Raw genomic sequence first — 26,117 nt, 5'->3', positions numbered from 1 at the left:
ACGAGGCACATGAGCAGAATTCTTTTCGTACTCTTCGGGGTGCTGCTTTTGGCATCCTGCGGTGGCGGGTCCAAACAGCCACCGAGCAGATTGAATGACGCGTGCAGCATTGCGCGCGAACGGCCTGATTTTATCAAGGCGTTCAAAAGCACCGAACGGAAATGGGGCGTCCCAATTCACGTTCAGATGGCGACGATCTATCAGGAAAGCCGCTATAAGCACGACGCACGTACGCCGCACCAATACGTTCTGGGTGTGATCCCGATGGGCCGTCAAAGCAGCGCCTACGGTTTCAGCCAGGCCCTGGACGGCACTTGGGATGAATACCGCAAAGAGACCGGCAAACGCCGCGCCAAGCGGGACCGTATCCGCGATGCGTCAGATTTCATCGGCTGGTACATGAACAAAAGCCATCAGCGGAACGGTATTCACCCTACAGATACGCGCAACCAGTATCTGGCGTATCACGAGGGGCACACCGGCTTTGCCCGAGGCAGCCATAACAGCAAATCCTGGCTGTTGAACGTCGCCAATGACGTCGACGCACGCGCCAAACTTTATCAGGCGCAGCTGGCCAATTGCCGCTACTGACAGGAGTGCGGGTCAGCGATTGCCTGACCCGCTTCTTTTTGATCTGGAAAACAAATCATTGCTGAGGTCGCCACCAGTGGTCAACTGACCCAGCAACACGGTCGTCTGACTGCCAGCATTGTCGTGAATGACCCATTTGCGCAGCTCGATCGGGTCCCCCGTGAACATCAGCTCAATCCGTCCGGATTCGGGGTTCTTTGGATCCCGAGCAGTAACAACCGTGGCCGTCCCGTCAAAATCATGGGCCACCACCATATTCGCCTGTCCCAGATTGACGTTGCGCGCCAGGACCAGCGATAACGGTGTACGTTTCAGCGGATACTGTTCCGGCGGCTGGTTCGATTTAGGGTCAAAGATCTGTACCGTACCTGCGCGCGCCAGAACCACAGCGCTGTTGGGCGGATCATATTCAAACCGCATTTTACCGGGGCGCTCTAGCCACAGCTTACCGGTACTCAGGGAACCGTCATCGTTGACTTGTGTAAACGTGGTCTCGACGGTTTTGAGGCCATTGAGGTAGTTTGAGATTTGGGACAACGGCAGCTTATCAGCCGCCCAGGCCGCAGGCGCGGCGAGTGTCAAAGCAAGGGCAAAGGCAATCTGTTTCATAAGTCCCCAGATAAGCGCTCTGCCCTTGTTATTAAATATCCTATTGTTCAGGGACGAGGATTTCGCGTTTCCCGACGTGATTTGCCGACGAAACAACACCTTCATCCTCCATTTGCTCAACAAGTCGCGCAGCTTTGTTATAGCCAATGGCAAGTTTTCGCTGAATGTATGAGGTCGAGCATTTGCGATCCTTGATCACAATCCCTACCGCCTGATCGTACAAAGCATCCTCACCATTCGTATTGCCGCCCGTGTTCAGGCCCAGAACCGCGTCGATGTTGTCGGCTTTATCCTCAGATGGACCGTCCAGCACGGTGTTCACATAGTCCGGTGGGCCGAACTGTTTCAGGTGGTTGACGATTTCCTCGACCTCCTCGTCCGAAACAAACGGGCCGTGGCAACGAGTGATCTTGGCGCCACCTGCCATATAAAGCATGTCGCCCTGCCCCAGCAGTTGCTCGGCCCCCATTTCGCCCAGAATAGTGCGGCTGTCGACTTTCGAGGTCACCTGGAACGAAATCCGGGTTGGGAAGTTCGCCTTGATCGTACCGGTAATCACATCGACCGAGGGGCGCTGCGTGGCCATGATCAGGTGAATACCCGAGGCCCTTGCCATCTGCGCCAGTCGCTGGATACAGGCCTCGATCTCTTTGCCCGCGACCATCATCAGGTCGGCCATCTCATCAACAATCACGACGATGTATGGCATCGCTTCTGGCGCGAACTCTTCTGTCTCGAACGTTGGCTCGCCGGTTTCATCGTCGAACCCGGTCTGCACGGTGCGGCTGAACATCTCGCCCTTGGCCAACGCGTCCTTCACGCGACCATTGTAACCCGCGATGTTGCGCACGCCCATCTTGGACATCTTGCGATAGCGGTCTTCCATCTCGCCCACGACCCATTTCAGGGCGACAACCGCCTTTTTCGGGTCGGTCACAACGGGCGACAGCAGATGCGGAATGCCATCATAGACGGACAGTTCCAGCATCTTGGGGTCGATCATGATCAGGCGACATTCGTCCGGTGTCAGCTTATATAGCAGCGATAGGATCATGGTGTTGATCGCGACCGACTTACCGGAACCGGTTGTCCCCGCAATCAACAAGTGGGGCATCTTTGCCAAGTTTGCGACCATGGATTCGCCGCCGATATCCTTGCCCAGCGCCAGTGGCAGCGCGTGGTTACCATCACCAAAATCACGGCTGGCAAGGATTTCGCGCAACACTACCATCTCGCGGTTTTCATTGGGCAGTTCGATCCCGATCACCGAACGACCCGGCAGGGTCGAAACACGTGCCGACAGTGCCGACATCGAGCGCGCGATATCGTCGGCCAGACCGATAACCCGGCTCGCTTTCAGGCCCGGAGCAGGCTCTAGTTCGTACATGGTAACAACCGGGCCGGGCCGGACACTGGTGATCTCACCCTTGACGCCATAGTCGTCCAGCACGTTTTCCAACATGCGCGCGTTTTCTTCCAATGCCTCATCGCTGAGGTGATGGCGCTGAATGCTGGAAGGGTTGGACAGCAAGCTCAGAGGCGGCAGCTCAAAGTCCGAATGCCGGTCTTCAAAGGACAGCCCAGGCTGTGCTTCGGCCTGTGCACGACGCGACGGCGCAGGGGTGCGGCGCACGGGCTGTGCCACTACGGGTTTGCGCGGTTCGGCCACTGGAATTTTCATCGCAGGAAGCGGGGCCGGTTCGGGTGCGTCTTCAAATACGGCCTCATCCTCAAAGACGGGCTCGGCCGCAAAATCATGATGCAGGGGTTCCTGCTGCCACTCGGGTTCTGGCTCTGCTGTCAGCATCGGCTCAGGCGGCAGACCGTCCAATGTCATCGGCGGCTCGGGCGGAAGCTCCTCTCCGCCTCTGGCGTTCAAAATCAACGGGTCCGGCCCCCGGCCACGCCCTTTGGTCAAAGGCAGGGTTGGATCGACCTCTGGCGCCACTTCACCCGCGGCCACTTTGCGATTGCGTACGGCTGCGGAAATCTTGGACTTAATACGATCTTCACCCGGCATTTCATCGAATCCGGCAACCGGTTCGCGAGCGACCAGTTCGGGTTCCGGCATGGGATCGGCGCGGCGGATCAGGCTTGGCATCCGCGCCAGCAGACCGGGTTTTGCGGGTTCGGGCTCTTCGAAATCCGGCTCTTCGAACATCGGATCGGCATACGCCATATCATCGTCAAACACCGCGTCGTTGGCCTCTGCGCGGATGGCCTTACGCTCTTCCCACTGTGCCCGGCGATCTCGTGCCGCCTGTGCGGTCACCGACGCACTGCGACCCAAGAGGTTCATCAACATGTCATAGGACATCACAAGGCCCAACAAGAAGGCACGCGTGCCTTTGCGCACGTCGGCTTTTGTGAACCCAAGGACAAATGTACCCAGCACCAGCATGCCAGCTGCCATCGCCAGCGACATCAGTTTGACCATGAAATGTGACGATATAGGCAGCAGTGTCAGCAACGCACCCATGACGGTATCACCAAACAAGCCCCCCAGACCAAAGCTGTGGGTCGTGCGCCATGCCTCACCCGGCACCAAAGTCGCGGCATAAACGGAAACGATGGCAATCCAGATCGGAGCAAAGATCAGGCGGGCCACCGCGCGGTCCTCGCCAAAATGTCCGGCAAAGCGTATGCCCCAACCGATCAGCACCAGCGCGATACTCCAACTGCCCCACCCAACGATCATGAACAGCGGCGCAGCGATCGACGCCCCGATCCGCCCCATCCAGTTCTGCACCGGCGCGTCTGTCGAAACCATCCAGTTCGGATCATCCGGCGTGTAGGACCAGATCATCGCGGCTGAAGCCAGCCCTAGCAGGATCAGGGCGATCCCGATCAGTTCCTTGCTACGCCTTTCGATGGCGGCCTGGGTCGTACTGTCCAGCAATGGATCGCGGTTGCGCGCGTTATATGATGCCATTTTGCCCTCGTACCTCACGAATAGATGCAGTCACGGAGCGTAATCAGCCCCTGCCGCAACTCTGTTTTTGGGGCCACCATTGCGACCCGGATAAATTGTTCGCCCGGGTTTTGCCCCGGATCACCTTGAGAAAGATATGCACCAGGCAGCACCCGGACACCGGTTTCCTGCCACAGCCTTAATGTGGTTTCCTCGCCATTTTCGACTGGCAGCCATAGGAAAAACCCGGCTTCAGGCGCCATATAGCCCTGCACGCCCGCGAAAACCTCATCCGCGATCGTGTATTTTTCCTGATACAGCGCGCGGTTCTCTACAACATGCGCCTCATCTGCCCAAACTTTTGCGGCGGCAGCCTGCAAAGGCAACGGCAAAGGCGCACCTGCGTAGTTGCGTAACTGCTTGACCTTCTTGATGGTCTCGGGACCACCGGCGATCAGGCCCGAGCGCAGACCAGCCAGATTGGACCGCTTCGACAGTGAATTGAACAAGGTGATCCGCTCCGGATCGACCCCAAGTTCCTGCGCGACGGTCAGTACACCGGTTGGTGCCGTGTCGCGGTAAATCTCGGAATAACATTCATCCGCGAAGATGCGGAAATCATAGGTTTCGGCCAGTTGGATCAGTTCGACCCAATAGTCGCGCGAGGCGATTGCGCCCTGCGGGTTCGCGGGAGAACAGATATAGGCCGCCACGGTGCGGTTCAGAACATCCTTTGGTAGCCCCGAATAGTTCGGCAAGTGACCTGTGGCGGCAGTTGCGGATACGAATACAGGCTCGGCACGAACCGACAGCGAGGCCACCATATACACCTGGTAGAATGGATTCGGGCACAGAATGGCGGGCTTTTCACCGTTTTTCTGCTCGGGGCACAGCGCCATCGCGGCGTTGTACAATCCTTCGCGCGTGCCATTCAACGCCATCACGTTGGTGTCAGGGTCCATCGAAACGCCATAGCGGCGATCAATCCAGTCAGTAATCGCCGACCGCAACTCGGGCGACCCTTCGTTTGGAGGGTATCCCTTAAACCCGGCCGCGTTTTCTGTGATCACATCGGTGACCCACGCCGGAAAATCATGCATCGGTGCACCAATGGTCATGTGAATCACTTCACCACCCGGCTGGTGATGATCCAACAGGGTGCGCAAACGCGGGAATGCATATTCCGGTAGGTCCGAAAACCGTTCGGGGAAATTCATAACTACTGCCTCAATACCGGGATCATTTCGCCCCGTTTTACAGGCAGACTACAGATCGCGCCCGGTTTCGTCCAGACAAAGAGGCGGCGAATCAGGGGATTGTGGCATTCAGGCCAACGCCGCCTCGGCGGCTGATCCCAGCCTTAGCAGGGCCTCTTCTGACCCCGGATATCCCATCATCATCACGCCACACCCGGGTATTCCGGTCGGCAGTGTCAGTGCAGCAAGTCCCATCAGATTGCCAATACGGGTGTTGCGCAGCGCCAACAGATTTTCCGTGACATAGTAGTCATGGTCATTCATCAACCGATCCAGATTCGGCGGCAAAATGGGCGCTGTCGGCGCAAGCACCGCATCAAACCCGGATGTGGCGGCATCCCATGCAGCCCGGCAGGCTTTCAGCCTGGACCAGGCCGCGATGTATTCGGCACCGGTCGCGTTTTGACCCGACCGAAACCGCTCCAGAATCTCGGGGTACATGGCGTTAGGGTTGGCTTCGATCACATCGCGCCACAACCCATAAGCTTCGGTCGTGTACAGAATGCCGGACAGCACCATGGCGTCGTGCAGCTCAGGGACGTCCAGCGGTACGATCTCGGCGCCTGCCTCGGTGAGTTTTTGCAACCCATCCTCAAAGGCCTTACGCGGTTCATCCCTCAGGTCGTCCTGCGCCACAGTCTGAAGATTGGCAAAGCGGCGGCCTTTCAGGCTGGCACCGCGAAGATCCGGTGGAGAGCGCCCCTCGAGCAAGGCCAGCATCTGAGCCGCGTCCTCGACTGAGCGGGTCAGTGGACCAACAGTGTCGAACCGCAGACACAAGGGCACTGTACCTTCAAGGCTGACGCGCCCGGCGGTGGTTTTCAGCCCGACCAGATTGTTCCATGCCGCTGGAATGCGCACTGACCCGCCCGTATCCGAACCGATCCCACAGGCGGCAAGGCCCCAGGCCACCGATGCGGCCGCGCCGGAAGAAGAGCCTCCGGATACGGCGTCTTCATCGTCAATGCATGGGGGCGTGCCAGTGATCGGGTTCAGGCCAAGGCCTGAGAAGGCCAGCTCGCTCATATGCGTCTTGCCCAGACAGACCGTGCCCATGGCGGTGGCGTTACGCACAACGACTGCGTCCATTTCGGGAACCCGGCCTTTCAGCAAGGCCGAGCCTGCCTCAGTCGCTATGTCGGCGGTGTCGAAAAGATCTTTCCAGCTGATCGGCACACCATCCAGCAGGGACCGCCGCAGGCCCAGATTGGCGCGCTCCTGCGCAGCCTGCGCCTCGGCCCTAGCACGATCATGCGTAACGCGGGCATAGATCCTGTCGCGGTGCGGATGCGCGTCGATGGCGGCCAGATAAGTCTCGGTCAATTCAACCGGATCGATCTGTCCCATGCCGATACCCCGACCCAGATCACACGCCGTCATGGTCAGCCAGTCCTGCATCCCTGCCCCCTTGCAAAAAAAGCACTTTGAGGGACGGTAGCGACAGGACCGCACATGGACAATCCCGAAAGGGCGCGCATATTGCAAGCCATGGAACACAACTCGGATATCCTGATCGTAGGCGGCGGCCTGAACGGGCCGGCCCTGGCACTGGCACTGGCCCAGACAGGGCATTCTGTCACCGTCATCGACGCATTGGCCGAAACAGCCCGAAAGAACGCGGCCTTTGACGGGCGCGCTTATGCGTTGGCGCTGGCCTCGCAGCGGCTTTTGGATGCGATCGGTGTTTGGGACAGGGTAGCGGAACATGCCCAGCCGATGCTTGAAATCAAGGTCACCGATGGCCATTCCGGAGTTGGCCCCTCGCCGTTTTTCTTGCATTTCGACCATGCCGAGATCGAAGAAGGCCCAATGGGCTACATGGTCGAGGATCGTCACCTGCGCCGCGCCTTTCTGGATGCCATGGCCGAGCAGGACAGCATCACGCAGATCAGCGGCAAAACCGTTGTCGCGCAGGCGTCTGATGATACCGGTGTAACGCTGACGCTGGATGATGGCACAATCCTGACTGGGGGATTTCTGGTGGGCTGCGACGGGCGCCGCAGCGGCACGGCCACGCGCGCCGGAATCAAGCGCACAGGTTGGGACTATGGGCAAACAGCGCTAGTCTGCGCCATCGAGCATGACCTGCCCCACAACGGTATCGCGCATCAATTCTTCATGCCACCGGGGCCTTTGGCAATTCTGCCGCTGACCGAAAACCGCAGTTCGATTGTATGGAGCGAACGCTCTGAGATGGCCAAACGCATCAACGCCATGCCCGAGGCGGATTACCTGCAGGTATTGCGCCCGCGATTTGGTGATTTTCTGGGGGACATCCGTCTGCAGGGTGACCGGTTCACCTATCCGTTGAACCTGACCATCGCCAATTCCTTTATTGGTGACCGCATGGCGCTTGTAGGCGACGCGGCCCACGGCATGCATCCAATCGCAGGTCAGGGTTTGAATGCAGGTCTTCGCGACGTAGGCGCTTTGGCGGAAGTTCTGACACTGGCTGGACGGCGCGGCGAGGATATCGCATCAGTTCTGGTGCTGGAGCGCTATCAGGAATGGAGACGGTTCGACACGGCGGCGCTGGCTATGGCGACAGATGTGTTCAACAAGCTGTTTTCCAACGACAACCCCATCCTGCGCTTCGGGCGCGACATCGGGATGGAGATCGTTGGTTCAATGCCAGGCCTGCGCCGCGGCTTTGTACGCGAGGCCGCCGGGCTAACCGGAGACCTTCCGAAACTGCTACAAGGGCGCGCGATTTAATCAAGCTCGCGCGCCTCATCCACCAACATGACCGGAATGCCATTGCGGATCGGAAAAGCCAGATTGGCGGCCTTTGATACCAGTTCTTGCTTTTCGGCATCATAATGCAGCGTGGTGTGCGTTTGCGGGCAGATCAGCGCCTCAAGCATATGGCGGTCAAAAGGGTGTTCGGCTTCGGTCATTGCATTTTTTCCTCGCTCGATCCGCCGCGCATGGCGAATTCAATCAACGTCACCAATGTCTCGCGGCGCGTGCGAAGGCAAGGCGCCTCAAGCAGCGCCTGTTTCTCTTCGGGATCGAAATCCAGCAGCATCGACAGAGAATTCACCAAAAGCTCGTCATCGGCGTCCTTCAACGTGTCCCAGTCGGTCGAAAGCTGGCGCGAAGAAAAAAACCGTTCAAGCAGATCTAAAAATCGCGAGCGGTCGAACGCATTGTCTGCTTCGGCCTTGCCAAGATCGCGGTCAAACCCGTCCCATGAAACAGCACAACGGCGATAAGGCGTAAACGCATCCAACTCGGACTTGATCCGAAAACGCGAGACGCCGGACAGTGTGATCAGATACCGACCGTCTTCGGTTTCAGAGAACTGCGTCACACGCCCGGCACAGCCGATTTGATGCAGTTTGCTTTCGTTGGTCTGACACGGATTCGGCTGGATCATGCCGATCAGCCGTTCAGGTGTTTTCAGCGCGTCGTCCAGCATTTGCAGGTAGCGCGGCTCAAAAATATGTAGCGGCAAGCGAGACCGGGGCAACAAAAGCGCCCCGGGCAATGGGAAAACGGATACCGTCTCCGGCAGGTCAGCGGGATGCATCATGTACCCGAGTGTAGCCCTGATCAGGAATTAGGCAAATATCATCGAGCTGAGCTTGCGCCGTCCGTTCAGAACAATCGGATCATTGGGCTTCAGCGCGTCGAAAATGGTGAACAGTTGCGCCTTTGCGGCGCCGTCATCCCACTCGCGGTCGCGGCGGAACAGTTCCAACAATTGCGTAACAGCCTCTTCAACTTCACCATTGGCGTGCAGCGCCTGCGCAAGATCGAACCGCGCCTGATGATTGTCGGCATCCGCCTCGACCGCTGCTTTCAGCTCACCCACTGGGCCTGCATCGGCCGCTTGCTTCGCCAGCTCAAGCTGGGCATGGGCTGCTTCAACCTCAGCCGAGGTTGAAATCTCTGCGGGTGCGCCGTTCAAAATGGCCTCGGCCTGCTCCAGATCGCCTGCTGCAATTTGGGCGCGCACCAGACCGCCATAAGCGGCGGCGTGGTTTGGGTCTTCCCCCAGAATGGCGGAAAAGGTCTGCGCGGCATCCACAGCTGCGCCGTCGGCCAGCATTTCTTCGGCAGCCAGGACAGCGTCATCCAGCTGACCCCCTAGGCTTTCACCACCGGCGGCCTCAATCACTCGGTCCACAAACGCCTTGATCTCGGACCCTGGAACGGCACCCTGAAACCCGTCGACCGGTTGACCTTTGTAGAACGCGTATACGGTCGGGATCGACTGAACGCGCATTTGCGAGGCGATCATCTGTGCCTCATCCACATTGATCTTGACCATCTTCACCGCCCCTTTGGCGGCGGTCACAGCCTCTTCCAACAGCGGCCCAAGCGTTTTGCACGGACCACACCATGGTGCCCAGAAATCCACGATCACAGGGATTTCCTGCGAGGCCTCGACGACATCGGCCATAAAGGTGGCCTCGGATCCGTCCTTGATCAGATCGGCAGTATCAGGTCCGGCTGCGGTGTTCAGAAGGTCCATGGCATTCACTCTTTCGTTCGAATTTGGCCCCTATATGCAACTGCAATGGGCAGAAACCAAGGGGAGAGTTGCAGGGTCAAAGGTCGAATGTCGCAAAGACCGGTGCGTGGTCGCTGGGTTTTTCCCACCCGCGCGCATCACGCAGAACGCGGCTGGAGTGCCCTGCGTTCGAGATATCCTGCGTGGCCCAGACATGGTCCAGACGCCGCCCCTTGTCGGCAGCGTCCCAATCGCGGGCGCGATAGGACCACCAGCTGTATAGCTGCCCCTCGGGGATGTCCTGACGGGTTATGTCCACCCATCCGCCTGCGTCCTGCGTTTCGGCCAGCGCCTCAACCTCGATCGGCGTGTGTGATACGACCTTGAGAAGTTGCTTATGCGACCAGACGTCATCCTCGCGCGGGGCGATGTTCAAATCGCCAACCAGAATGGATTTTTCGGGCTTTTCGGCATGGAACCAGTCGCGCATATCCGTGAGATAGTCGAGCTTCTGCCCGAACTTCTCGTTCTTTTCACGGTCCGGGATGTCGCCACCGGCCGGGACGTAGAAATTGTGAATGGTGACACCATTTTCCAACCGCCCAGCGATGTGGCGGGCGTGACCGAGACCGGCGAAATCCTTATCGCCGACCTCTTCCATCGGCAGGCGCGACAGGATGGCGACGCCATTATACCCCTTCTGGCCCCTTGCAACCATGTGGGTGTACCCCAGTTCGGCAAATCCGTCGGTTGGGATCTTCTCAACCGGCGACTTGCACTCCTGCAAACACAATACATCGGGAGCTTCTTCCTGCAGTAATTTCAGCACGATAGGTTCGCGCAGGCGGACCGAGTTGATGTTCCAGGTGGCAAGAGTAAAGGGCATGGGGGATTCCTCTGTCGCGGTTGGGCGGAGGTTAGCGTGGTGAGGGATGGGGTGCCATAGGAAACGATCGAGGAAGAGCAGCTAAGCGGACAAAGCCGCCCTTGAATGCAGAACACTGATTGCTACTCTAAGGCTGAAAGATATTCGGTTCATAAACTTAGGCTGTGATACTCCATGGTATTTTCATTCCAAACTTTGAATGCAGACTTCGCGGAAGTATGGCTCTCGCTCAGATTGGAGGGCGTGTGTGGATTCCCTTTAGGTTTTTTGATTACTGAGGAAGAGGCGCTACGAACAAGTATAGACCGCGCCAGGAATATTTTAAGGACGGGTACTATGCGCGGAGTATTCGACGGAGAAAAGTTAATTGGTTTCTGCGTTACCGCCCCGAAACGCTAGAACAAACGCGCCATCGCGCCGAACTTGGACCCTTCTATGTGAGCCCTCTTTACCATAGCAGTGGCGCTGCAGACGCACTTGTCAGTGGGGTGATAGGCGAGGCTCTCTTGTCAAAGGTCGAGCAACTGGAACTATTTGTTGATACTGAAAACTACCGAGCAATTGGTTTTTTTTGAGCGACACGGATTTGAAAAAATAGCGACCCATCTCGACGGCGTTCGGATAGATGGCAAGTCACGCAATGATTACTTTTTTCGGCTGCGCCTCGCCCAATAGTGACGCACACAAAAGGCTCGAACCGGACATTCATTCACACCAGCCCGTCCCAAAAAAAGCCGGGCCATAAGGCCCGGCAGTCCAACAGGGAGGTGCATGTCATAACCCGGACATGCGCGGGTTGGGAGTACTCTAATTACACATCCAGAGTATCACTTTGATCCACGTCAATCCACCCGGAGTTACGAGACTAAGCGATATCCGCCCGATTCTGTGACCAAAAGGCGCGCGTTCGATGGATCGGGTTCGATCTTTTGGCGCAGACGATAGATGTGGGTTTCCAGCGTATGTGTGGTGACACCGGCGTTATAGCCCCAGACCTCGTGCAGCAGGACGTCGCGGGCGACCACGCCATCTGCCGAGCGGTACAGGAACTTGAGAATGTTGGTTTCTTTCTCGGTCAGACGGATCTTGCGATCCTCTTCGGTGATCAACATCTTCATCGCAGGCTTGAAGGTATACGGCCCCAGCACAAAGACCGCGTCCTCGGATTGCTCATGCTGACGTAGCTGCGCGCGGATGCGGGCCAGTAGGACCGGAAATTTGAACGGCTTAGAGACGTAATCATTGGCGCCGGCATCCAGACCCAGAATCGTATCTGCGTCGCTATCATGGCCGGTCAGCATCAGGATCGGGCTTTTGACGCCTTGCTTGCGCATCAGACGGCACAGCTCACGACCGTCCGTATCCGGCAGACCAACGTCCAGAATGACCAGATCGTAAATCGCCTCGCGTGCACGCTCCATGGCGGATTGACCGTCTGCCGCTTCGAACACGTCGAAATCCTCGGTCATCACGAGTTGCTCGCTGAGCGCTTCGCGCAGATCTTCATCGTCATCCACCAGCAGGATTTTCTTGAGCTGAGCCATGTCCGGTCCTCCTAAGCCTTTTCCACCATTTGCGTGCGGAAGATGCAATCAACAAGATTTACTGCAATGGTCTCACGCCCTCGTGTCTGACGCAGAGGAATTGTTTCACTTTTTCTTCTGTTCGGGTTAGACGAAGACCAACACGTTATAGGGTAACATAGATGAGTCTTATCCCCGATATCTCGGAATTGCTGGCACGGGCCCGCGCGGATCTGCGTATGGGCGTTCCCGTCGTTTTGACTGATGACAGCGGGTTCAGCGTCATTGCGATAGCGTCTGAGACATTAAGCGCACAACGGCTGGCCGACCTACGGAACTTCGAAGGTCAGCCTGTGGTCGCGATCACCGTAAGACGCGCAGAAACGCTGAAGGCACGCGCCTATGATGGCGACCTCGCACGGGTAATCATCCCATCAGACACCGACATCGCATGGGTTCAGGCGGTCGCCGATCCCTCGGATGATCTGAATACCCCAATGAAAGGCCCCCTGATGTCCGAGCGTCAGGGTAGTGCCAACCTGCACCGTATTGCCATCGCTTTGACGAAGTCCGCACGCCTCTTGCCCGCCGCCGTGGTGGTTCCAATTGATGACGGTCGCGATTTTGCGGTGGCACATGGCCTGACCTGCATTGACCACACCCGTGCCGCGCCGCATCTGGCGGACCGCAGTGCGCTGCACGCCATTGCCGCCGCACGCCTACCGATGGAAGTGTCCGAGGCCGGTCGGCTGCACGTTTTCCGCCCCGAAGATGGCGGAGAAGAGCATTATGCCGTGGAAATTGGGCGGCCGGACCGAAGCAAACCTGTGCTGGCCCGTTTGCATTCGGCCTGTTTCACGGGCGACTTGATGGGCAGCTTGAAATGCGATTGCGGGCCGCAGCTGCGTGGTGCGCTTGCCCAGATGGGGTCCGAGGGCGCAGGCGTGTTGCTGTACCTCAATCAAGAAGGGCGCGGCATCGGCCTTGCCAACAAGATGCGGGCCTATTTCCTGCAGGATCAGGGTTTTGATACGGTCGAGGCCAATCACCGATTGGGGTTCGAAGACGATGAACGTGATTTCCGACTGGGATCGGACATTCTGAAAGAACTTGGGTTTTCGTCGGTTCGATTGCTGACAAACAACCCGGCGAAAATCGCGATGATGGAAAAGACAGGCATCGCGGTGACCGAAAGAGTACCGCTGAAAGTGGGCGAAACAGCCCATAATCGGGGATACCTGGCAACCAAGGCCGCAAAGTCGGGCCATTTGCTGTGACCCCGGACGATCTGGTTCTTACTCCGCGGGGCATCCGGTTTGCCGGGCGCCTCTTTACTTGTTCGATCGGAAAAGGCGGCCTGACGGATGACAAGCACGAAGGCGATGGGGCAACGCCAATCGGTGTGCATCACATAGTCAGTATGCTGTTTCGACCAGATAGAATAGCAGCTCCGTCCTCATGGGCCATCCCAATAGGCCCCGGCGATCTTTGGTCTGATGACAGCGCGGACAGCCAGTACAATCAGATGGTCAGCGCGCCCTATGCCCCCAGCCACGAAAAGCTGCGGCGCGCGGACCCCCTGTACGATCTTGTTCTGATCACCGACTGGAACTGGCCGAACTCTGTGTCAGGCCGGGGATCAGCCATTTTCCTTCACCAGTGGAGACGCCCCGGCTACCCGACCGAAGGCTGTGTCGCTTTTCGCCGCGACCATCTGCATTGGATCGCGCGTAGAATTTCCCCCGGAACGCGTCTGATTATCCCGCAGGTTTGACCCTCTCGCCAAAGATGGCGGACCCCACGCGCACATGGGTGGCCCCCAACGCGATCGCCTGCTCGAAGTCACCGCTCATCCCCATCGAGAGCCCTTCTAAACCGTTGCGTTCGGCGATCTTGGCCAGCAACGCAAAATGCAGCGAGGGTTCCTCTTCAACCGGCGGGATTGCCATCAGACCCTGAACCGGCAAATCCAGTTCGCGGCACTCGGCGATGAAGGCGTCCGCATCAACCGGCATGATCCCTGCTTTTTGCTCTTCTTCTCCGGTATTGACCTGAATGAACAGATCCGGGCAGTGGCCAACCTCTTGCGCCAACCGTGCCAGCGTTTTGGCAAGCTTGGGCCGATCCACCGAGTGAATCGCGTTGAACAGTTCAATTGCCTGCCGGGCCTTGTTGGTTTGCAGCGGTCCGATCAGATGCAGGTCTATCCCTGAGAATTGCTCCTTAAAGCCCGGCCACTTTTCGGCCGCTTCCTGCACGCGGTTTTCCCCAAAACAGCGGTGGCCTTGGCTCAGCACAGCCTCAACACGTTCATTCGGCTGGACCTTTGAAACCGCGATCAGCTTTGTCGATCCCGCAAGTCGTCCGGCGGCGGATTCGGCCTTGGCGATGCGGGCAGTGATGTCGTGCAGCGACATGGATTTCCTCTCTCTGCTTTGGGGCAGGAAAACACCAAGTCCGCGCAAAAGAAAAGGGCAGGTCCGAAGACCCGCCCTTAAACTTTGTGGTTTAGCTCAACTTAGAAGTTGAACTGAGCACCGAAGTCGGCACGTACACGGCTGTCGCCGTCGCCGCGCTTCTCTTGGCCGAGACCACCGCGCAGCGATGCACCGCCGCCCAGGTCGTACTTAACGCCGATACCATATTGCTGCAGGTCGTCATCCGCCGAACCGTCACCGTAAGCAGCGGTCAGAGTGGTTGCCGCGCCCAGGTTGTAGGCCAGCGACAGACCGTATGCGGTGCCGTTGCGATCAGCGTTTACAACGTCATCGTCAGCTACAAACAGAGTACCCGAGAAGTCACCGAATTCTGCACCCAGGGTCAGAACGGTCAGCGACTGCTTTTCGCTTGCGCTGTTCACGTTCGCCTTGGTTTGACCATAGGCCAGTGCGGCGGTAACGTTGGCGAAGCTGTAGGTTGCGCTGATGTCCCAGCGGTCTGCGTCCTGCGGAACACCGTCCAGAGCAACAGTTGCCTGGTCATATGACGCGCCGAAGGCGAAATCGCCAACTGCATACTGGAAGAACACTGCGTTCGAACCCGAACCGGTCGACGAGTAGCCCAGGAAGCTATAGTCAACGCCCGAATACTGGCCGATGAAGCTTTCCAGACCAGGCTCGTTACCGTAGTAGTTTGCCAGGTTGTCGAAGGAACCCGCAACGTTGCCGGCGTCAACACGCAGACCACCGTAGATGACCGAGAAACGTGCGCCGTTCAGGCCAGCCGAGTTGGCTTCGCCATTGTCAGCGTTTTCATCAGCCTGCAGACGAACACGAGCCGAGAACTCAACGCCGCCATCGGTTTCTGCAGTGCCGTCGATGTTCAGACGGAAGCGCGAGACCAGGATAGTGTTGTCGGTGTCGACTTCTGCGTCGCCGTCACGAGTGACTTCGCCAGTTGCCTGATCAACGGTGAAGTTCGGAACGTCACCGGTACGGTCTTCGTAGTAGCCAATACCAAAACGGCCATAGCCGCTGAATTTAACGTCGGCCGCTGCAACACTTGCGGTTGCGATCAGAGCGGTCGATGCGAAGAGAACTTTTTTCATCTTGTTTCCCTCGGTTTCAAAAGTTTTTCTACTCGACACATGCCTCAGCACATGTCTCAGCACGGGAACCGTTTCGCTCGAATTACCCCCTTCACGCAAGCTTGCCTTAAATGTGAAGGGTGCATTGGCCCCAAATTGGTGCAAGGATGCCACAGTCGATATTCGGGGGCTAATCTGCCGTCCACACTGACATGTGTAACAAGAATAGGGTTGTTGCTGAACTGGACCTTGTCTAGGAGTAACACGTAATAAAGTAGACCAAGTGAAACAGGACCAGTCGACAATGCGCCTGCAGACGATTTTCGGTTTGATCATAATGACTGCTGCCGTGTCGGCCTGCGGACAGAATCAGAGTGCAGCTCCGAATCCCGCGTTGCTGTATACAGATAGCACACGTACAGAAGAACGAGAGCTGAACGATCCAGAACGCACAACAATCTGGGACGTGTTCAACCGCGGGAATGCCGAACAGATCGTCAATGTGAACCGGTATTTGTGGGCGGCCTCACTGGATGTTCTGAATTTCCTCCCAATTCAGGAAGTTGATCCATTTACCGGCGTGATCGTAACAGGTTACGGCACGCCTCCTGGTGGCGGACGTTCTTATCGCGCGACTGTGCATATAAGTGACCCGGCCCTGGCGGCGCGGTCGCTTTCGGTAGCACTGCAAAGCAGCGGAGGCGCTCCGGTCAGCGCTGCAACGGCCCGGGCGGTCGAGGATGCGATCCTGAATCGCGCACGCCAGTTGCGCATTGCGGACAACAAACTCTAGCCACCCGCTGAAAATCACAATATTACCACGCCGGGTTCACGCCCGGCGTTTTCATTCACGAAGGACCGCACAATGTCGCGCTACTTGGCCACCGAAATCGAAGCAAAATGGCAAAAGGCCTGGGACAAGGCCGGGATCTTCACCGCCGACCATAAGGCGGACAAGCCGAAATATTATGTGCTTGAGATGTTCCCCTACCCGTCAGGGCGAATCCATATGGGGCATGTGCGCAACTATACGATGGGCGACGTCATTGCGCGTCACAAGCTGGCCACAGGGCATAACGTGCTGCACCCGATGGGCTGGGATGCCTTTGGGATGCCCGCGGAAAATGCCGCCATGGCCATTGGCGGCCACCCGAAAGACTGGACCTATAGCAACATCTCCGACATGCGCGGTCAGATGAAGCCACTGGGCCTGTCGATAGACTGGTCCCGCGAATTCGCCACCTGTGACCCCGAATATTATGGCCAGCAGCAGGCTCTGTTCCTCGATATGCTCGATACTGGGTTGGTTTACCGCAAGAACGCCGTGGTGAACTGGGACCCGGTCGACATGACCGTTCTGGCCAATGAACAGGTGGAAAATGGACGTGGCTGGCGCTCGGGCGCGCTGGTGGAACGGCGCGAGCTGACTCAGTGGTTCTTCAAAATCTCGGACTATTCCGAAGAATTGCTGGATGCGCTTGATACGCTGGAAAACTGGCCCGCCAAAGTGCGGCTGATGCAGGAAAACTGGATCGGCAAGTCGCGCGGGCTGCAATTCGGGTTCGAACGCACCGATGATGAAGAGCCGATCACCGTCTATACGACTCGGCCCGATACGCTGCTGGGCGCATCCTTTGTTGGTATTTCGCCGGATCACCCGATTGCCAAGCAGCTTGAGGTCGAAAACCCCGAAGTTGCTGAATTTGTTGCCGAATGCCGCAAGGGCGGCACCACGGAAGAGGCCATCGAGACGGCCGAAAAGCTGGGTTACGACACCGGCATTCGCGTGCGTCACCCGCTGGACCCGAACTGGGAACTGCCGGTCTGGATCGCCAACTTCATCCTGATGGATTACGGAACTGGCGCGATCTTTGCCTGCCCCGCGCATGACCAGCGTGATCTTGATTTCTGCCGCAAGTATGGCCTGCCGGTCATCGACACCTTCTTTGCACCGGATGACGATACGCCGGTCGACAAGATCGCCTTTGTGCCGCCGAAAACTGAAAAAGTCCGCTGGGTGGACCATTTCGCAGGCCTGACCGAGGCCACTGGGGATGAGGCGATCAACGCCACCGTCGATTTCGCGGAAAAAGCAGGTTGGGGTGAAGGCGTCACCAAATATCGCCTGCGCGATTGGGGGCTCAGCCGTCAACGCTATTGGGGCTGCCCGATTCCGGTCGTGCATTGCGACGAATGTGGCACCGTGCCCGAGAAGAAAGAGAATCTGCCGATCGAATTGCCTTACGACGATGGCAACGGCAAACCCATCGACTTCTCGATCCCCGGCAACCCGCTGGACCGCCATGCCAATTGGCGTGACACCCCTTGCCCGTCTTGCGGCGCGCCTGCCAAACGCGAAACCGACACGATGGACACCTTCGTCGATTCGTCGTGGTATTTTGCCCGTTTCACCGCGCCACGCGCTGACACACCCACCGATCTGGCCGAGGCCGAATACTGGATGAATGTCGACCAGTATATCGGCGGTATCGAGCACGCGATTCTGCACCTGCTCTATTCGCGCTTCTTCGCGCGGGCGATGAACATCACGGGTCACCTGCCTAAGAAAGCCATCGAGCCGTTCAATGCGTTGTTCACGCAAGGCATGGTCACGCATGAGATCTATCAGACACGCGACGCCAATGGCCGTCCGGTTTATCACCTGCCCGAAGATGTGACCGACGGAAAACTGGCCGACGGCACCGACGTTGAGATTATCCCCTCGGCCAAGATGTCGAAATCAAAGAAAAACGTGGTCGACCCGGTCAGCATCATCTCGGCCTTCGGCGCGGATACCGCGCGTTGGTTCGTCCTGTCCGATTCGCCGCCTGAACGGGATGTGGAATGGACCGCATCCGGGGCCGAGGCTGCGTTCAAGCACCTCAGCCGTGTGCATCGGATCGCGACGGAAATCGCCGAATCGGATGTTCCGGCCAATGCCGAGGATGAAACCCTGCTGCGCGAGATGCACAAAGCCATCCATGACGTCACTGGCGGCGTCGAATCTTTCGGCTTCAACGCCTCAATCGCCAAGCTTTATGCTTTCACCAACACGCTGGCCAAATCCAAGGCGGGCACCGCGGCCAAACGCGAGGCCGCCAAAACGCTGGCACAGCTGATGTCGCCGATGACCCCACACCTGTCCGAGGAGCTTTGGCAGCTGCTGGGTGGCGAAGGACTGGTTGCCACGGCACCATGGCCTGTTGCGGATGCAGCTATGCTGGTGGACGACACCGTCACCCTGCCGATCCAGATCAACGGCAAGCGCCGCGCGGAAATCAGCGTGGCCAAAGATATGCCCAAGGACGAGGTTGAAAAAGTCGCGCTGAGCACCGAAGCTGTGCAAAAGGCGCTGGATGGCGCTACACCCAAGAAAGTAATCGTTGTACCGGGCCGGATCGTGAATGTCGTCGTTTAACCGCAGAACCTTGTTGCTGATGCCCTTGGCGCTTGCCGCCTGCGGGTTTGAACCTGTGTACGCTCCGGGCGGATCGGGCTCGGCGCTTTTTGGTCGCGTAGAAGTGTCGGCACCAAACACGGTCACCAGCTTTCTTCTGGTAGAAGATCTGGAACAAAAGCTGGGCCGTAGCGCAACATCCGGCAGTGAATACAGTCTGGACGTTTCCGTCGTGACCCAGACGGTGGCGGCATCGATTACCTCAACGAACGAAACCAACCGTCTTATCATCAACGGGACTGCCAACTATTCGCTTAGATCGAATGCGACGGGGCAAGTTCTTGCCTCGGGCTCGGTGACGGACTTCGTGGGGTATTCGGCTGCCGGTTCCACCGTATCCACCCTGGCTGATGAGCGGGATGCAACGCAGCGCCTGATGGTGATTCTGTCCGATCAGATCATCAGTCGGCTGTACGCCACGCCGGACCTGTCCGCATGAAGCTGAGCCCGCGCGAGGCCGAGGGATATTTCTCGAGACCCGACGCGGATAAGACCGGGCTGTTGATCTACGGTGCGGATGCGATGCGCGTGGCGCTAAAGCGGCAACAGGTTTTGGCCGCTCTGCTGGGCGCCAATGCCGAAGAAGAGATGCGGCTGACCCGCCTGCCCGGAAGCGATCTGCGTGGCGATCCGGCCTTGTTGCTGGACGCGGTCAAGGCGGTCGGGTTCTTTCCCGGGCCACGCGCTGTATTCGTCGAAGACACAACCGACACGGCCGCCCCAGCAATCCTTGCCGCGCTGGAAGATTGGGTGGCTGGCGATGCCCAGATCATCGTCACCGCCGGACAGCTAAAGGCCAGTTCCAAGATTCGCAAAGCGTTCGAATCGCACCGCTCGGCCTATGCGGTAGGTATCTATGACGACCCACCATCCCGGGCCGAAGTCGAACGAATACTTTCTGAGGCCGGTTTGCAGAACATCCCGCGCGATTCGATGGCCGCGATTGCTGAGCTGGCAACCGGTATAAGCCCCGGTGACTTTACCCAAACGATTGAGAAACTGTCGCTTTACAAGCGCGGTGACAGTTCCGAGCTGAACATTGAAGACGTCGAAGCCTGCGCGCCCCGCTCGACCGAGGCCGCCCTGGATGATGTGCTGAACGTGGTTGCCGATGGTCGCGCGGGTGAAATCGGCCCGCTGATCCGACGTTTGCAATCACAGGGAACCAATGCGGTCAGCCTGTGCATCGGCGCGACAAGGCACTTCCGCACTTTGTACGCCTGCGCATCCGATCCGGGCGGAGCAGCACAGGGCATCGGAAAGCTGCGCCCCCCGGTTTATGGGAAACGGCGCGACCGCATTCTGCGTCAGGCCCAAGGGTGGGGTGCGCCAAAATTGCAAACTGCGTTGACGGTTCTGACAGATACGGACCTGTCGCTGCGCTCGGCCGGGCAAACGGCACCGGCCATGGCATTGGTCGAACGTGCCATGATCCGTTTGGCGATGCTGGCGCGGACCCGCTAACCGCTTTGATCCAACCAATATGCCGCCGAACGCCCAGCCCAACGGCCGGTCGCCAGGCAGGCTGTCAGAAGGTACCCCCCGGTCGGGGCCTCCCAATCCAGCATCTCGCCCGCGCAAAACACTCCGGGACATGCAGTCAGCATGAGCCCCTCATTAAGCGCCGCACGTGGCACGCCTCCTGCCGTGGAGATGGCCTCGTCCATCGGACGCAGGCCGGAGTGTTTGATCTGCAGATGCTTGATCACGCTCACGTCTAGCGATTGGGTCTGGCCGTCGCGCTTGGACATTTCATGAAACAGGGCAACCTTTTGCGGAGACAGGTGAAGAGATTTCTTCAGCCATTGTGAGAGGGTTGTTTTTGATTTCTTTGACGCAAAACGGCTGCGCAACGTATCGGCATCCAAATCCGGAACCAAGTCGACAAAAAGTGGTGCTCTGTCACGCAAGGCCGGGGTCAGTGAGTACAATCCGCCCCCTTCCAACCCTTTCGCCGACACCGTAGCCTCGCCCCGGCTTTCAATTTCTCCAGCCCTCCACCGCACAGATTTCAATGCCGCGCCAAAATGCGGCTGCATACGGGGGCTCCATTCCACGGAAATGGCTGAGTTTGCGGGTGCGAAAGGTGTGAGGGGCACGCCGTTACCCGTCAGCACCGATGCCCAAGCTCCGTCTGATCCCAACCGCGACCAGCTTGCCCCACCCAGCGCAAGAACAGTCACATCGGGGTACAGGTTCTTCCTGCCATCATCCGTGTCGAATACGGCTTGGGCCCCGTCCCAACCAACCCACCGCCAACGTGTTCTGATCTGCACGCCAACCTCTGCGAACCGTGCCAGCCACGCCCGCAACAGCGGAGAGGCCTTCATCGACGTCGGAAACACTCGCCCGGTCGAGCCCGTGAACAACTCTTGCCCCAACCCTTGCGCCCATGTTTGCACGTCCGACGCATCGAATTCGGCAATCATCGGTCCCAACCAGGTCGCGGCCTCACCATAGGATCCCAGCAAAGTCTCAAGCGGCTCGTCCTTGGTCAGATTCAGCCCGGACTTCCCGGCCATCAGGAATTTTCGCGCCACCGAAGGCTTGGCCTCGGCCACCACAACGGAATGCCCGGCTTTGGCCATTTCCTCGGCCGCCATCAGGCCTGCGGGTCCGCCGCCGATCACCAGTGCCTGTGCCATCCCTGCCCTCTTGCCTTTCGCGCCACCTGACGCAACCTTACCCTCGTCATGACGAACAGCGATCCGATCTGCCCGCTCTGCAACCGCCCGATCCCGGATGGGGGCGGAAGCCTGCACCATCTGATCCCAAAACTCAAAGGGGGCAAGGGCGGACCCACCGTCCTGCTGCACCAGATCTGCCATAAAGAGGTGCATGCGACCCTGACCGAGGCGGAATTGGCCCGTGAATTCAACAGCGTCGAGGCCCTGCGCGCCCATCCGAGGCTGGAGAAATTCCTGAATTGGGTTCGCAAACGCCCGCCCGGCTTTCGCTCGAAAGTTCCGGGCAAGCGTCGAGGTCGTTGATCAGCCGGGATTAACCGGGTCGCCAAACGCGTCCCGCGTCGGCGCGGCAAGCCCCTGAAACTCCAACCCGCGATAATCGGGTACATTGGCAAACCTAACGCCTTTGACGTGTTGGAACTCCAACGTTGTGTAGGGGCGTTTCCACAGCCATTCGCGATTTTCTACTGACCAAGGGTCTGGATTTGGCGGAGCCTCGTCGGTGAACGCGTAAAAATGCAGATCAAAGCCGTATTGCCCAATGTCCTGCATCGAAAGCAGGCGCATGCCCTTGCCCCGGCAGAATTCATCCTCGGCTTCTATATTTCCGGTGCGCAGGGTGATCTGGCCGATACAAGCCTGTGCAAACGGATCGCCCGGGTCTGCAGCGTTTGGCGGCCGGTTGCCTTCGAAATCATGCTGAAGCAGCTCAATCACAAAGCCTTCGGGGTCTTTGAGGTGACACATGTACCCGATGTCCAGAAACTGTTTCGGGTCAGAAGCCTCAACTCCCTTTTCGCGCAGGAATGCGGCCGCCAAATCGACATCCGGTACGGTTATGCCGATTTTCCAATAACGTTGCCCTGTGTCATGAGTGTAGCCCCCGCCGCCAGGCATCAGCAACAAATCGGCGTCTTGCCCCGGATAGCCGATGCGCAGGCTCACCCCCTGGGCCTGAACCGACATCCCAAGGACATCCGTATAGAATTTGCCCAGTTGTTCAGGATCGGCGACGCGTAGTCGCAGGCCAGACAGCCTCATCCGCACAGCCCGGCAATACCGGCAGCGATCTTGGGGTCGGCGGCGGTGATATCAGCGACCAGTTCACGCGCTGTCTGCATCAGCGCATCCGGTGCCACCACCCGATCCACCAAACCAAAGGCATAGGCCTCGTCCGCGGTGATCTTTTGCCCGGCCATCAGGACCAACTTGGTGCGTGACGGCCCTATCAGCGCCGACATGCGCACAGGATCGGACGGTTGCGGCAGAAAGCCCAGCTTCATCACAGGATAAAAAAACTTGGCGGACGGGACCGCTATTCGAATGTCACAGGCGAGCACCATCCCGTTCGCGCCGCCGGCCAAAGTGCCATTCAAAGCGGCAACGGTCAGGCAGGGCAGGGCAGCGATCGCACCCGACAAACGCTCCCATACGTCCGAGGTTGCAAGCCCGGCGCGCGCCTCGTCCAGATCGGCGCCGGCGCTGAACACGCTGCCCGCTCCGGTCAGGATCAACGCGCGTGCCTCGGCGGCGGCTTCGGCAATTTCGGCCAATTCGGTCAACATCGCCCCGGTCAACGCGTTGGCTTTGCCGGGATTGTTCAGAGTGACGATCCACAACCCGTCTTCTTTGTTCAGTTCGATCACGTCAGCCCAACCCTTTGTCGAATATCTTCGCGCCGCAAGGAGATTTCGGTCCCCAAGAATTCATCCGCATCGGACGTGCACATCCACAGCAGCGCCTTCGCTGGCCAGTCGGCAGGGATATGATCGCTCCAGTCCAACTGGCTGACGGCGTTGATACCGCTTGTCTTGATGACCCGCTGCATATCCGTCGCCACGGTCCCCGGCGACAGACCCATGGCGCGGATACCGTGCAACGATTCCTCAAGATGGAGGCATTCCGTCAGCATTTTTGCACCGGCCTTGGAGGCACAATAGTGGCTCCATGCCTCAACCGGGTTCGAGGCCGCGCCTGATGATACGGTCAGCACGGTGCCTCCACCGGCTGCGCGCATGATGGGCAGGGCAGCGCGCATTCCGTAGAACACACCCTTGAGGTTTATGTCGATCGCCTTGTCCCAGGCCGCAACATCCGCGTTCGAAAGATGAAAGATCGGATCAATGACGCCGGCGTTCCCGATAAGAACATCCAAACCGCCAAAGCGGTCGACGCAATCTGCCACGGCCTGTTCGACCAGCGCAAAATCACTGACGTCACATTCCAGTGCGATTGCGTTTTCGCCCAGCGCAGATGCCAATGCGGCGATCTGATCGCGGCTACGCGCGACTAGCGCCACGTTCGCACCTGCTGCGGCAAAAAGGCGCCCTGCCTCTGCTCCGATGCCGCGGCTTGCCCCGGTTATCAGTACGGTTTTCCCCTGCATTTGGTTCCTATACCTCCAACGGTTTGAATTTGTGTGAATGCTTACCGCGCGAAGGGGGAAAGGGTCCAGCCCTTGCCCCTTGACGCCCGACGTCACAAGCACGACGATGCCGGCAAAATTATCTAGAAGGGTACTGTAATGTCCGTTTTCCTTCGCCGCAGTTGCGGTGCTGTATTGGCATATGCCGTTATCACACAAGGCGCACTTGCCGACCTGACCTCGCAGGATGTCTGGAATGATTGGAAAACCTATCTGGGTCAGATGGGGTACACCGTTTCGGGCGACGAAACCGTTTCAGGCAATGTAACTACGATTGCCGACATGGCTGTTTCGATGGACCTGCCGGAAGAGGATGCAACCTTCCAGATGGTCGTTCCGGAAATGAGCCTGACGGAAAACGGCGACGGCACGGTCAGCATCGATTTCCCTGACACCTATGTGATGACCGTGTCCGGCCAGGGAGATGGCGAGGAATTCTCGGTCGATATCAACTATTCTGAGACCGGAATGAACCTGGTCGTTTCAGGCTCGCCCGACGAAATGACCTACGACTATTCGGCCGACACGATAGGTATCAAGCTGGATGGTCTGAATGTGGACGGCGAAAAGATGCCCGCTGATGCGCTCGCGCTCAGCTTAAACATGACAGATCTGGCTGGCAGCTCGGTCATGAAAATCGGCGAAAACCGTGACATTGATCAGAAGTTTACCGCGGGTGGGATGACCTATGATATGGCGTTCCAGGACCCGGACAGCGGCGACACGGCTAGGGTTGACGGCTCGATGAGCCAGCTGGCGTTTGAGGGCACAAACGTTATCCCATCCGAATTCGACATCTCGGACCCGCAGGCCTTCTATAAGGCGGGCTTCTCGTTCTCGGGGCTGTTCACCTACGGATCCGGCCAGAACGCGATTGCAGGCACCAGCGAAGGCGAGGCATTCTCGGTCGGAAGCGAGTCTCAGGGTGGCAAATTTGGCGCCAGCATCGACGCAGAGCGTCTTGCCTATGACATCGAGCAGAACAGCGCGAAAGTCGCAGTGACGACGGCCGACCTGCCTTTCCCGATCGAAATCGCGATGGAGAATGCCGGGTTCAAGTTTGAAATTCCGGTGCAGAAATCCGAGGAAATCCAACCGTTTGGGTTCGCCATGAACCTGACCGACTTCACCATGTCGGATATTCTGTGGAGCATGTTCGACCCAGCAGGCGCCCTGCCGCGCGACCCGGCGACCATTGCGCTGGATACGACCGGGACCGCCAAGGTTCTGTTGAACATCTTTGATCCTACCGCAGTCGAAAACCTGGATACATCTGACGCCGCACCGGGCGAGTTGCACTCGCTGAAGATCAACGAACTGCTGGTGTCTCTGGTCGGAGCCAAGCTGACAGGTGAAGGCGATTTCACCTTCGACAACTCCAACGTCTCAGAGTTCGACGGAATGCCCACGCCGACCGGCGTTGCCAAGCTGAAACTGAATGGTGCCAACGCCCTGATCGACAAGTTGATCGAGATGGGGCTGGTGTCAGACAGCGATGCAATGGGCGCGCGGATGATGATGGGTCTGATGGCCGTACCGGGTGACGAGCCTGACACGCTGAATTCGGAAATCGAATTCACTGCGGATGGTCAGATTCTGGCGAATGGCCAACGTATCAAGTAACACTTCGGGAAGGCGGCACTGCTGCCTTCCCAATCCTTCGCCCGTGGTGCGAACTCCGGCACCGGGCGCATCGTGGCGAATTCCATTTCAATAGTTTGCTCAACCTAAAATAGCCGCAGGCCTTGCGAGACCGGCGGTCCAAGGCTAGGTCGAATGCACACAGA

General features: G+C 58.3%; 26 protein-coding genes. 11 read left to right on the top strand and 15 right to left on the bottom strand.

Features of this window, described 5'->3' with window-relative positions; translation table 11 throughout:
* Window positions 1-9: 9 nt before the first annotated feature.
* Window positions 10-591, top strand: coding sequence for a hypothetical protein (locus tag DK510_RS01915; RefSeq protein ID WP_058272557.1), 582 nt, complete (start codon window positions 10-12; stop codon window positions 589-591).
* A 12-nt stretch (window positions 592-603) separates the two neighbouring features.
* Here the strand turns inward: DK510_RS01915 and DK510_RS01910 are convergent, their stop codons facing one another.
* The 4 genes from DK510_RS01910 to DK510_RS01895 form a co-directional block, all read right to left on the bottom strand.
* On the bottom strand, window positions 604-1,200 hold the full coding sequence (locus tag DK510_RS01910; protein WP_109310673.1) for an outer membrane lipoprotein carrier protein LolA: 597 nt from the start codon (window positions 1,198-1,200) through the stop codon (window positions 604-606).
* A 40-nt stretch (window positions 1,201-1,240) separates the two neighbouring features.
* A complete protein-coding gene (locus DK510_RS01905; RefSeq protein ID WP_109310672.1) occupies window positions 1,241-4,132 on the bottom strand; it encodes a DNA translocase FtsK in 2,892 nt (963 codons plus the stop codon).
* A 14-nt stretch (window positions 4,133-4,146) separates the two neighbouring features.
* Window positions 4,147-5,328: an aminotransferase class I/II-fold pyridoxal phosphate-dependent enzyme gene (locus DK510_RS01900; RefSeq protein WP_109310671.1), complete on the bottom strand. Its 1,182-nt coding sequence runs from the start codon at window positions 5,326-5,328 to the stop codon at window positions 4,147-4,149.
* A gap of 108 nt (window positions 5,329-5,436) precedes the next feature.
* Window positions 5,437-6,765, bottom strand: a complete 1,329-nt coding sequence (locus DK510_RS01895) for an amidase (RefSeq protein ID WP_109310670.1) — start codon at window positions 6,763-6,765, stop codon at window positions 5,437-5,439.
* A 54-nt stretch (window positions 6,766-6,819) separates the two neighbouring features.
* On the opposite strand from DK510_RS01895, the gene DK510_RS01890 reads away from it, so the two are divergent.
* Complete coding sequence (locus DK510_RS01890) at window positions 6,820-8,082, top strand: FAD-dependent monooxygenase (protein WP_234998854.1); 1,263 nt, start codon at window positions 6,820-6,822, stop codon at window positions 8,080-8,082.
* Here the strand turns inward: DK510_RS01890 and DK510_RS01885 are convergent.
* The 4 genes from DK510_RS01885 to DK510_RS01870 all read right to left on the bottom strand — a co-directional run bounded on the left by DK510_RS01885 (window position 8,079) and on the right by DK510_RS01870 (window position 10,712).
* Window positions 8,079-8,264, bottom strand: a complete 186-nt coding sequence (locus DK510_RS01885; protein ID WP_109310669.1) for a Trm112 family protein — start codon at window positions 8,262-8,264, stop codon at window positions 8,079-8,081. The two genes, DK510_RS01890 and DK510_RS01885, sit on opposite strands and share 4 nt — an antisense overlap.
* Window positions 8,261-8,902, bottom strand: coding sequence for an LON peptidase substrate-binding domain-containing protein (locus tag DK510_RS01880; protein ID WP_109310668.1), 642 nt, complete (start codon window positions 8,900-8,902; stop codon window positions 8,261-8,263). Before DK510_RS01880 ends, DK510_RS01885 begins: the two co-directional genes overlap by 4 nt.
* 27 nt (window positions 8,903-8,929) lie before the next feature.
* On the bottom strand, window positions 8,930-9,847 hold the full coding sequence (gene trxA, locus DK510_RS01875) for a thioredoxin (protein WP_109310667.1): 918 nt from the start codon (window positions 9,845-9,847) through the stop codon (window positions 8,930-8,932).
* A gap of 76 nt (window positions 9,848-9,923) precedes the next feature.
* Window positions 9,924-10,712 (bottom strand): exodeoxyribonuclease III, encoded by a 789-nt coding sequence (locus tag DK510_RS01870; protein ID WP_109310666.1) that lies wholly within the window; start codon window positions 10,710-10,712, stop codon window positions 9,924-9,926.
* A gap of 437 nt (window positions 10,713-11,149) precedes the next feature.
* On the opposite strand from DK510_RS01870, the gene DK510_RS23105 reads away from it, so the two are divergent.
* Window positions 11,150-11,287, top strand: a complete 138-nt coding sequence (locus tag DK510_RS23105) for a hypothetical protein (RefSeq protein WP_234998853.1) — start codon at window positions 11,150-11,152, stop codon at window positions 11,285-11,287.
* A gap of 282 nt (window positions 11,288-11,569) precedes the next feature.
* Here DK510_RS23105 and DK510_RS01860 read toward each other — a convergent pair whose 3' ends face one another.
* A complete protein-coding gene (locus DK510_RS01860) occupies window positions 11,570-12,256 on the bottom strand; it encodes a response regulator transcription factor (protein ID WP_058272567.1) in 687 nt (228 codons plus the stop codon).
* Between the two features lie 161 nt (window positions 12,257-12,417).
* On the opposite strand from DK510_RS01860, the gene ribA reads away from it, so the two are divergent.
* Entirely contained in the window at window positions 12,418-13,512 is a 1,095-nt protein-coding gene (gene ribA, locus DK510_RS01855; protein WP_058272568.1) for a GTP cyclohydrolase II, read from the top strand.
* A complete protein-coding gene (locus DK510_RS01850) occupies window positions 13,509-14,009 on the top strand; it encodes a L,D-transpeptidase (RefSeq protein ID WP_109310664.1) in 501 nt (166 codons plus the stop codon). The genes ribA and DK510_RS01850 overlap by 4 nt, the downstream gene beginning before the upstream one ends.
* Here the strand turns inward: DK510_RS01850 and DK510_RS01845 are convergent.
* A complete protein-coding gene (locus tag DK510_RS01845) occupies window positions 13,993-14,652 on the bottom strand; it encodes a YggS family pyridoxal phosphate-dependent enzyme (protein ID WP_109310663.1) in 660 nt (219 codons plus the stop codon). The genes DK510_RS01850 and DK510_RS01845 overlap by 17 nt on opposite strands.
* A gap of 101 nt (window positions 14,653-14,753) precedes the next feature.
* Window positions 14,754-15,782 (bottom strand): porin, encoded by a 1,029-nt coding sequence (locus tag DK510_RS01840; protein ID WP_109310662.1) that lies wholly within the window; start codon window positions 15,780-15,782, stop codon window positions 14,754-14,756.
* A gap of 283 nt (window positions 15,783-16,065) precedes the next feature.
* On the opposite strand from DK510_RS01840, the gene DK510_RS01835 reads away from it, so the two are divergent.
* From DK510_RS01835 to holA, 4 genes are all read left to right on the top strand, one after another.
* On the top strand, window positions 16,066-16,554 hold the full coding sequence (locus tag DK510_RS01835) for a DUF3576 domain-containing protein (RefSeq protein WP_108861114.1): 489 nt from the start codon (window positions 16,066-16,068) through the stop codon (window positions 16,552-16,554).
* A 72-nt stretch (window positions 16,555-16,626) separates the two neighbouring features.
* Entirely contained in the window at window positions 16,627-19,179 is a 2,553-nt protein-coding gene (gene leuS, locus DK510_RS01830) for a leucine--tRNA ligase (protein WP_109310661.1), read from the top strand.
* Window positions 19,166-19,657, top strand: a complete 492-nt coding sequence (gene lptE, locus DK510_RS01825; RefSeq protein ID WP_109310660.1) for an LPS assembly lipoprotein LptE — start codon at window positions 19,166-19,168, stop codon at window positions 19,655-19,657. The genes leuS and lptE overlap by 14 nt, the downstream gene beginning before the upstream one ends.
* Window positions 19,654-20,682 (top strand): DNA polymerase III subunit delta, encoded by a 1,029-nt coding sequence (holA, locus tag DK510_RS01820; RefSeq protein WP_109310659.1) that lies wholly within the window; start codon window positions 19,654-19,656, stop codon window positions 20,680-20,682. The genes lptE and holA overlap by 4 nt, the downstream gene beginning before the upstream one ends.
* Here the strand turns inward: holA and DK510_RS01815 are convergent.
* Window positions 20,679-21,863, bottom strand: coding sequence for a TIGR03862 family flavoprotein (locus tag DK510_RS01815; RefSeq protein ID WP_109310658.1), 1,185 nt, complete (start codon window positions 21,861-21,863; stop codon window positions 20,679-20,681). The two genes, holA and DK510_RS01815, sit on opposite strands and share 4 nt — an antisense overlap.
* A 48-nt stretch (window positions 21,864-21,911) precedes the next feature.
* Between DK510_RS01815 and DK510_RS01810 the strand changes: the two genes are divergently transcribed.
* The gene (locus DK510_RS01810; RefSeq protein ID WP_058272576.1) at window positions 21,912-22,208 is read left to right on the top strand and encodes a hypothetical protein; all 297 of its coding nucleotides are present in this window, start codon (window positions 21,912-21,914) and stop codon (window positions 22,206-22,208) included.
* On the opposite strand, the gene DK510_RS01805 is transcribed toward DK510_RS01810, so the two are convergent.
* The 3 genes from DK510_RS01805 to DK510_RS01795 are packed head-to-tail and all read right to left on the bottom strand — an operon-like array spanning window position 22,209 to window position 24,291.
* Window positions 22,209-22,946: a VOC family protein gene (locus DK510_RS01805; protein WP_109310657.1), complete on the bottom strand. Its 738-nt coding sequence runs from the start codon at window positions 22,944-22,946 to the stop codon at window positions 22,209-22,211. It abuts the gene before it with no gap.
* On the bottom strand, window positions 22,943-23,551 hold the full coding sequence (locus DK510_RS01800) for an enoyl-CoA hydratase/isomerase family protein (RefSeq protein ID WP_109310656.1): 609 nt from the start codon (window positions 23,549-23,551) through the stop codon (window positions 22,943-22,945). The genes DK510_RS01805 and DK510_RS01800 overlap by 4 nt, the downstream gene beginning before the upstream one ends.
* Window positions 23,548-24,291, bottom strand: a complete 744-nt coding sequence (locus DK510_RS01795; RefSeq protein ID WP_109310655.1) for an SDR family oxidoreductase — start codon at window positions 24,289-24,291, stop codon at window positions 23,548-23,550. Before DK510_RS01795 ends, DK510_RS01800 begins: the two co-directional genes overlap by 4 nt.
* A 138-nt stretch (window positions 24,292-24,429) precedes the next feature.
* Here DK510_RS01795 and DK510_RS01790 point away from each other — a divergent pair, with 138 nt between their 5' ends.
* Window positions 24,430-25,953, top strand: a complete 1,524-nt coding sequence (locus DK510_RS01790) for a DUF2125 domain-containing protein (protein ID WP_109310654.1) — start codon at window positions 24,430-24,432, stop codon at window positions 25,951-25,953.
* Window positions 25,954-26,117 lie beyond the last annotated feature (164 nt).

Origin of the sequence: Ruegeria sp. AU67, from assembly GCF_900312795.1 — a bacterium.
GTDB classification, from domain to species: Bacteria; Pseudomonadota; Alphaproteobacteria; order Rhodobacterales; family Rhodobacteraceae; genus Ruegeria; species Ruegeria atlantica.
Note: the sequence above shows the minus strand (reverse complement) of the source record. Positions and strands in the feature narration are given on the sequence as shown.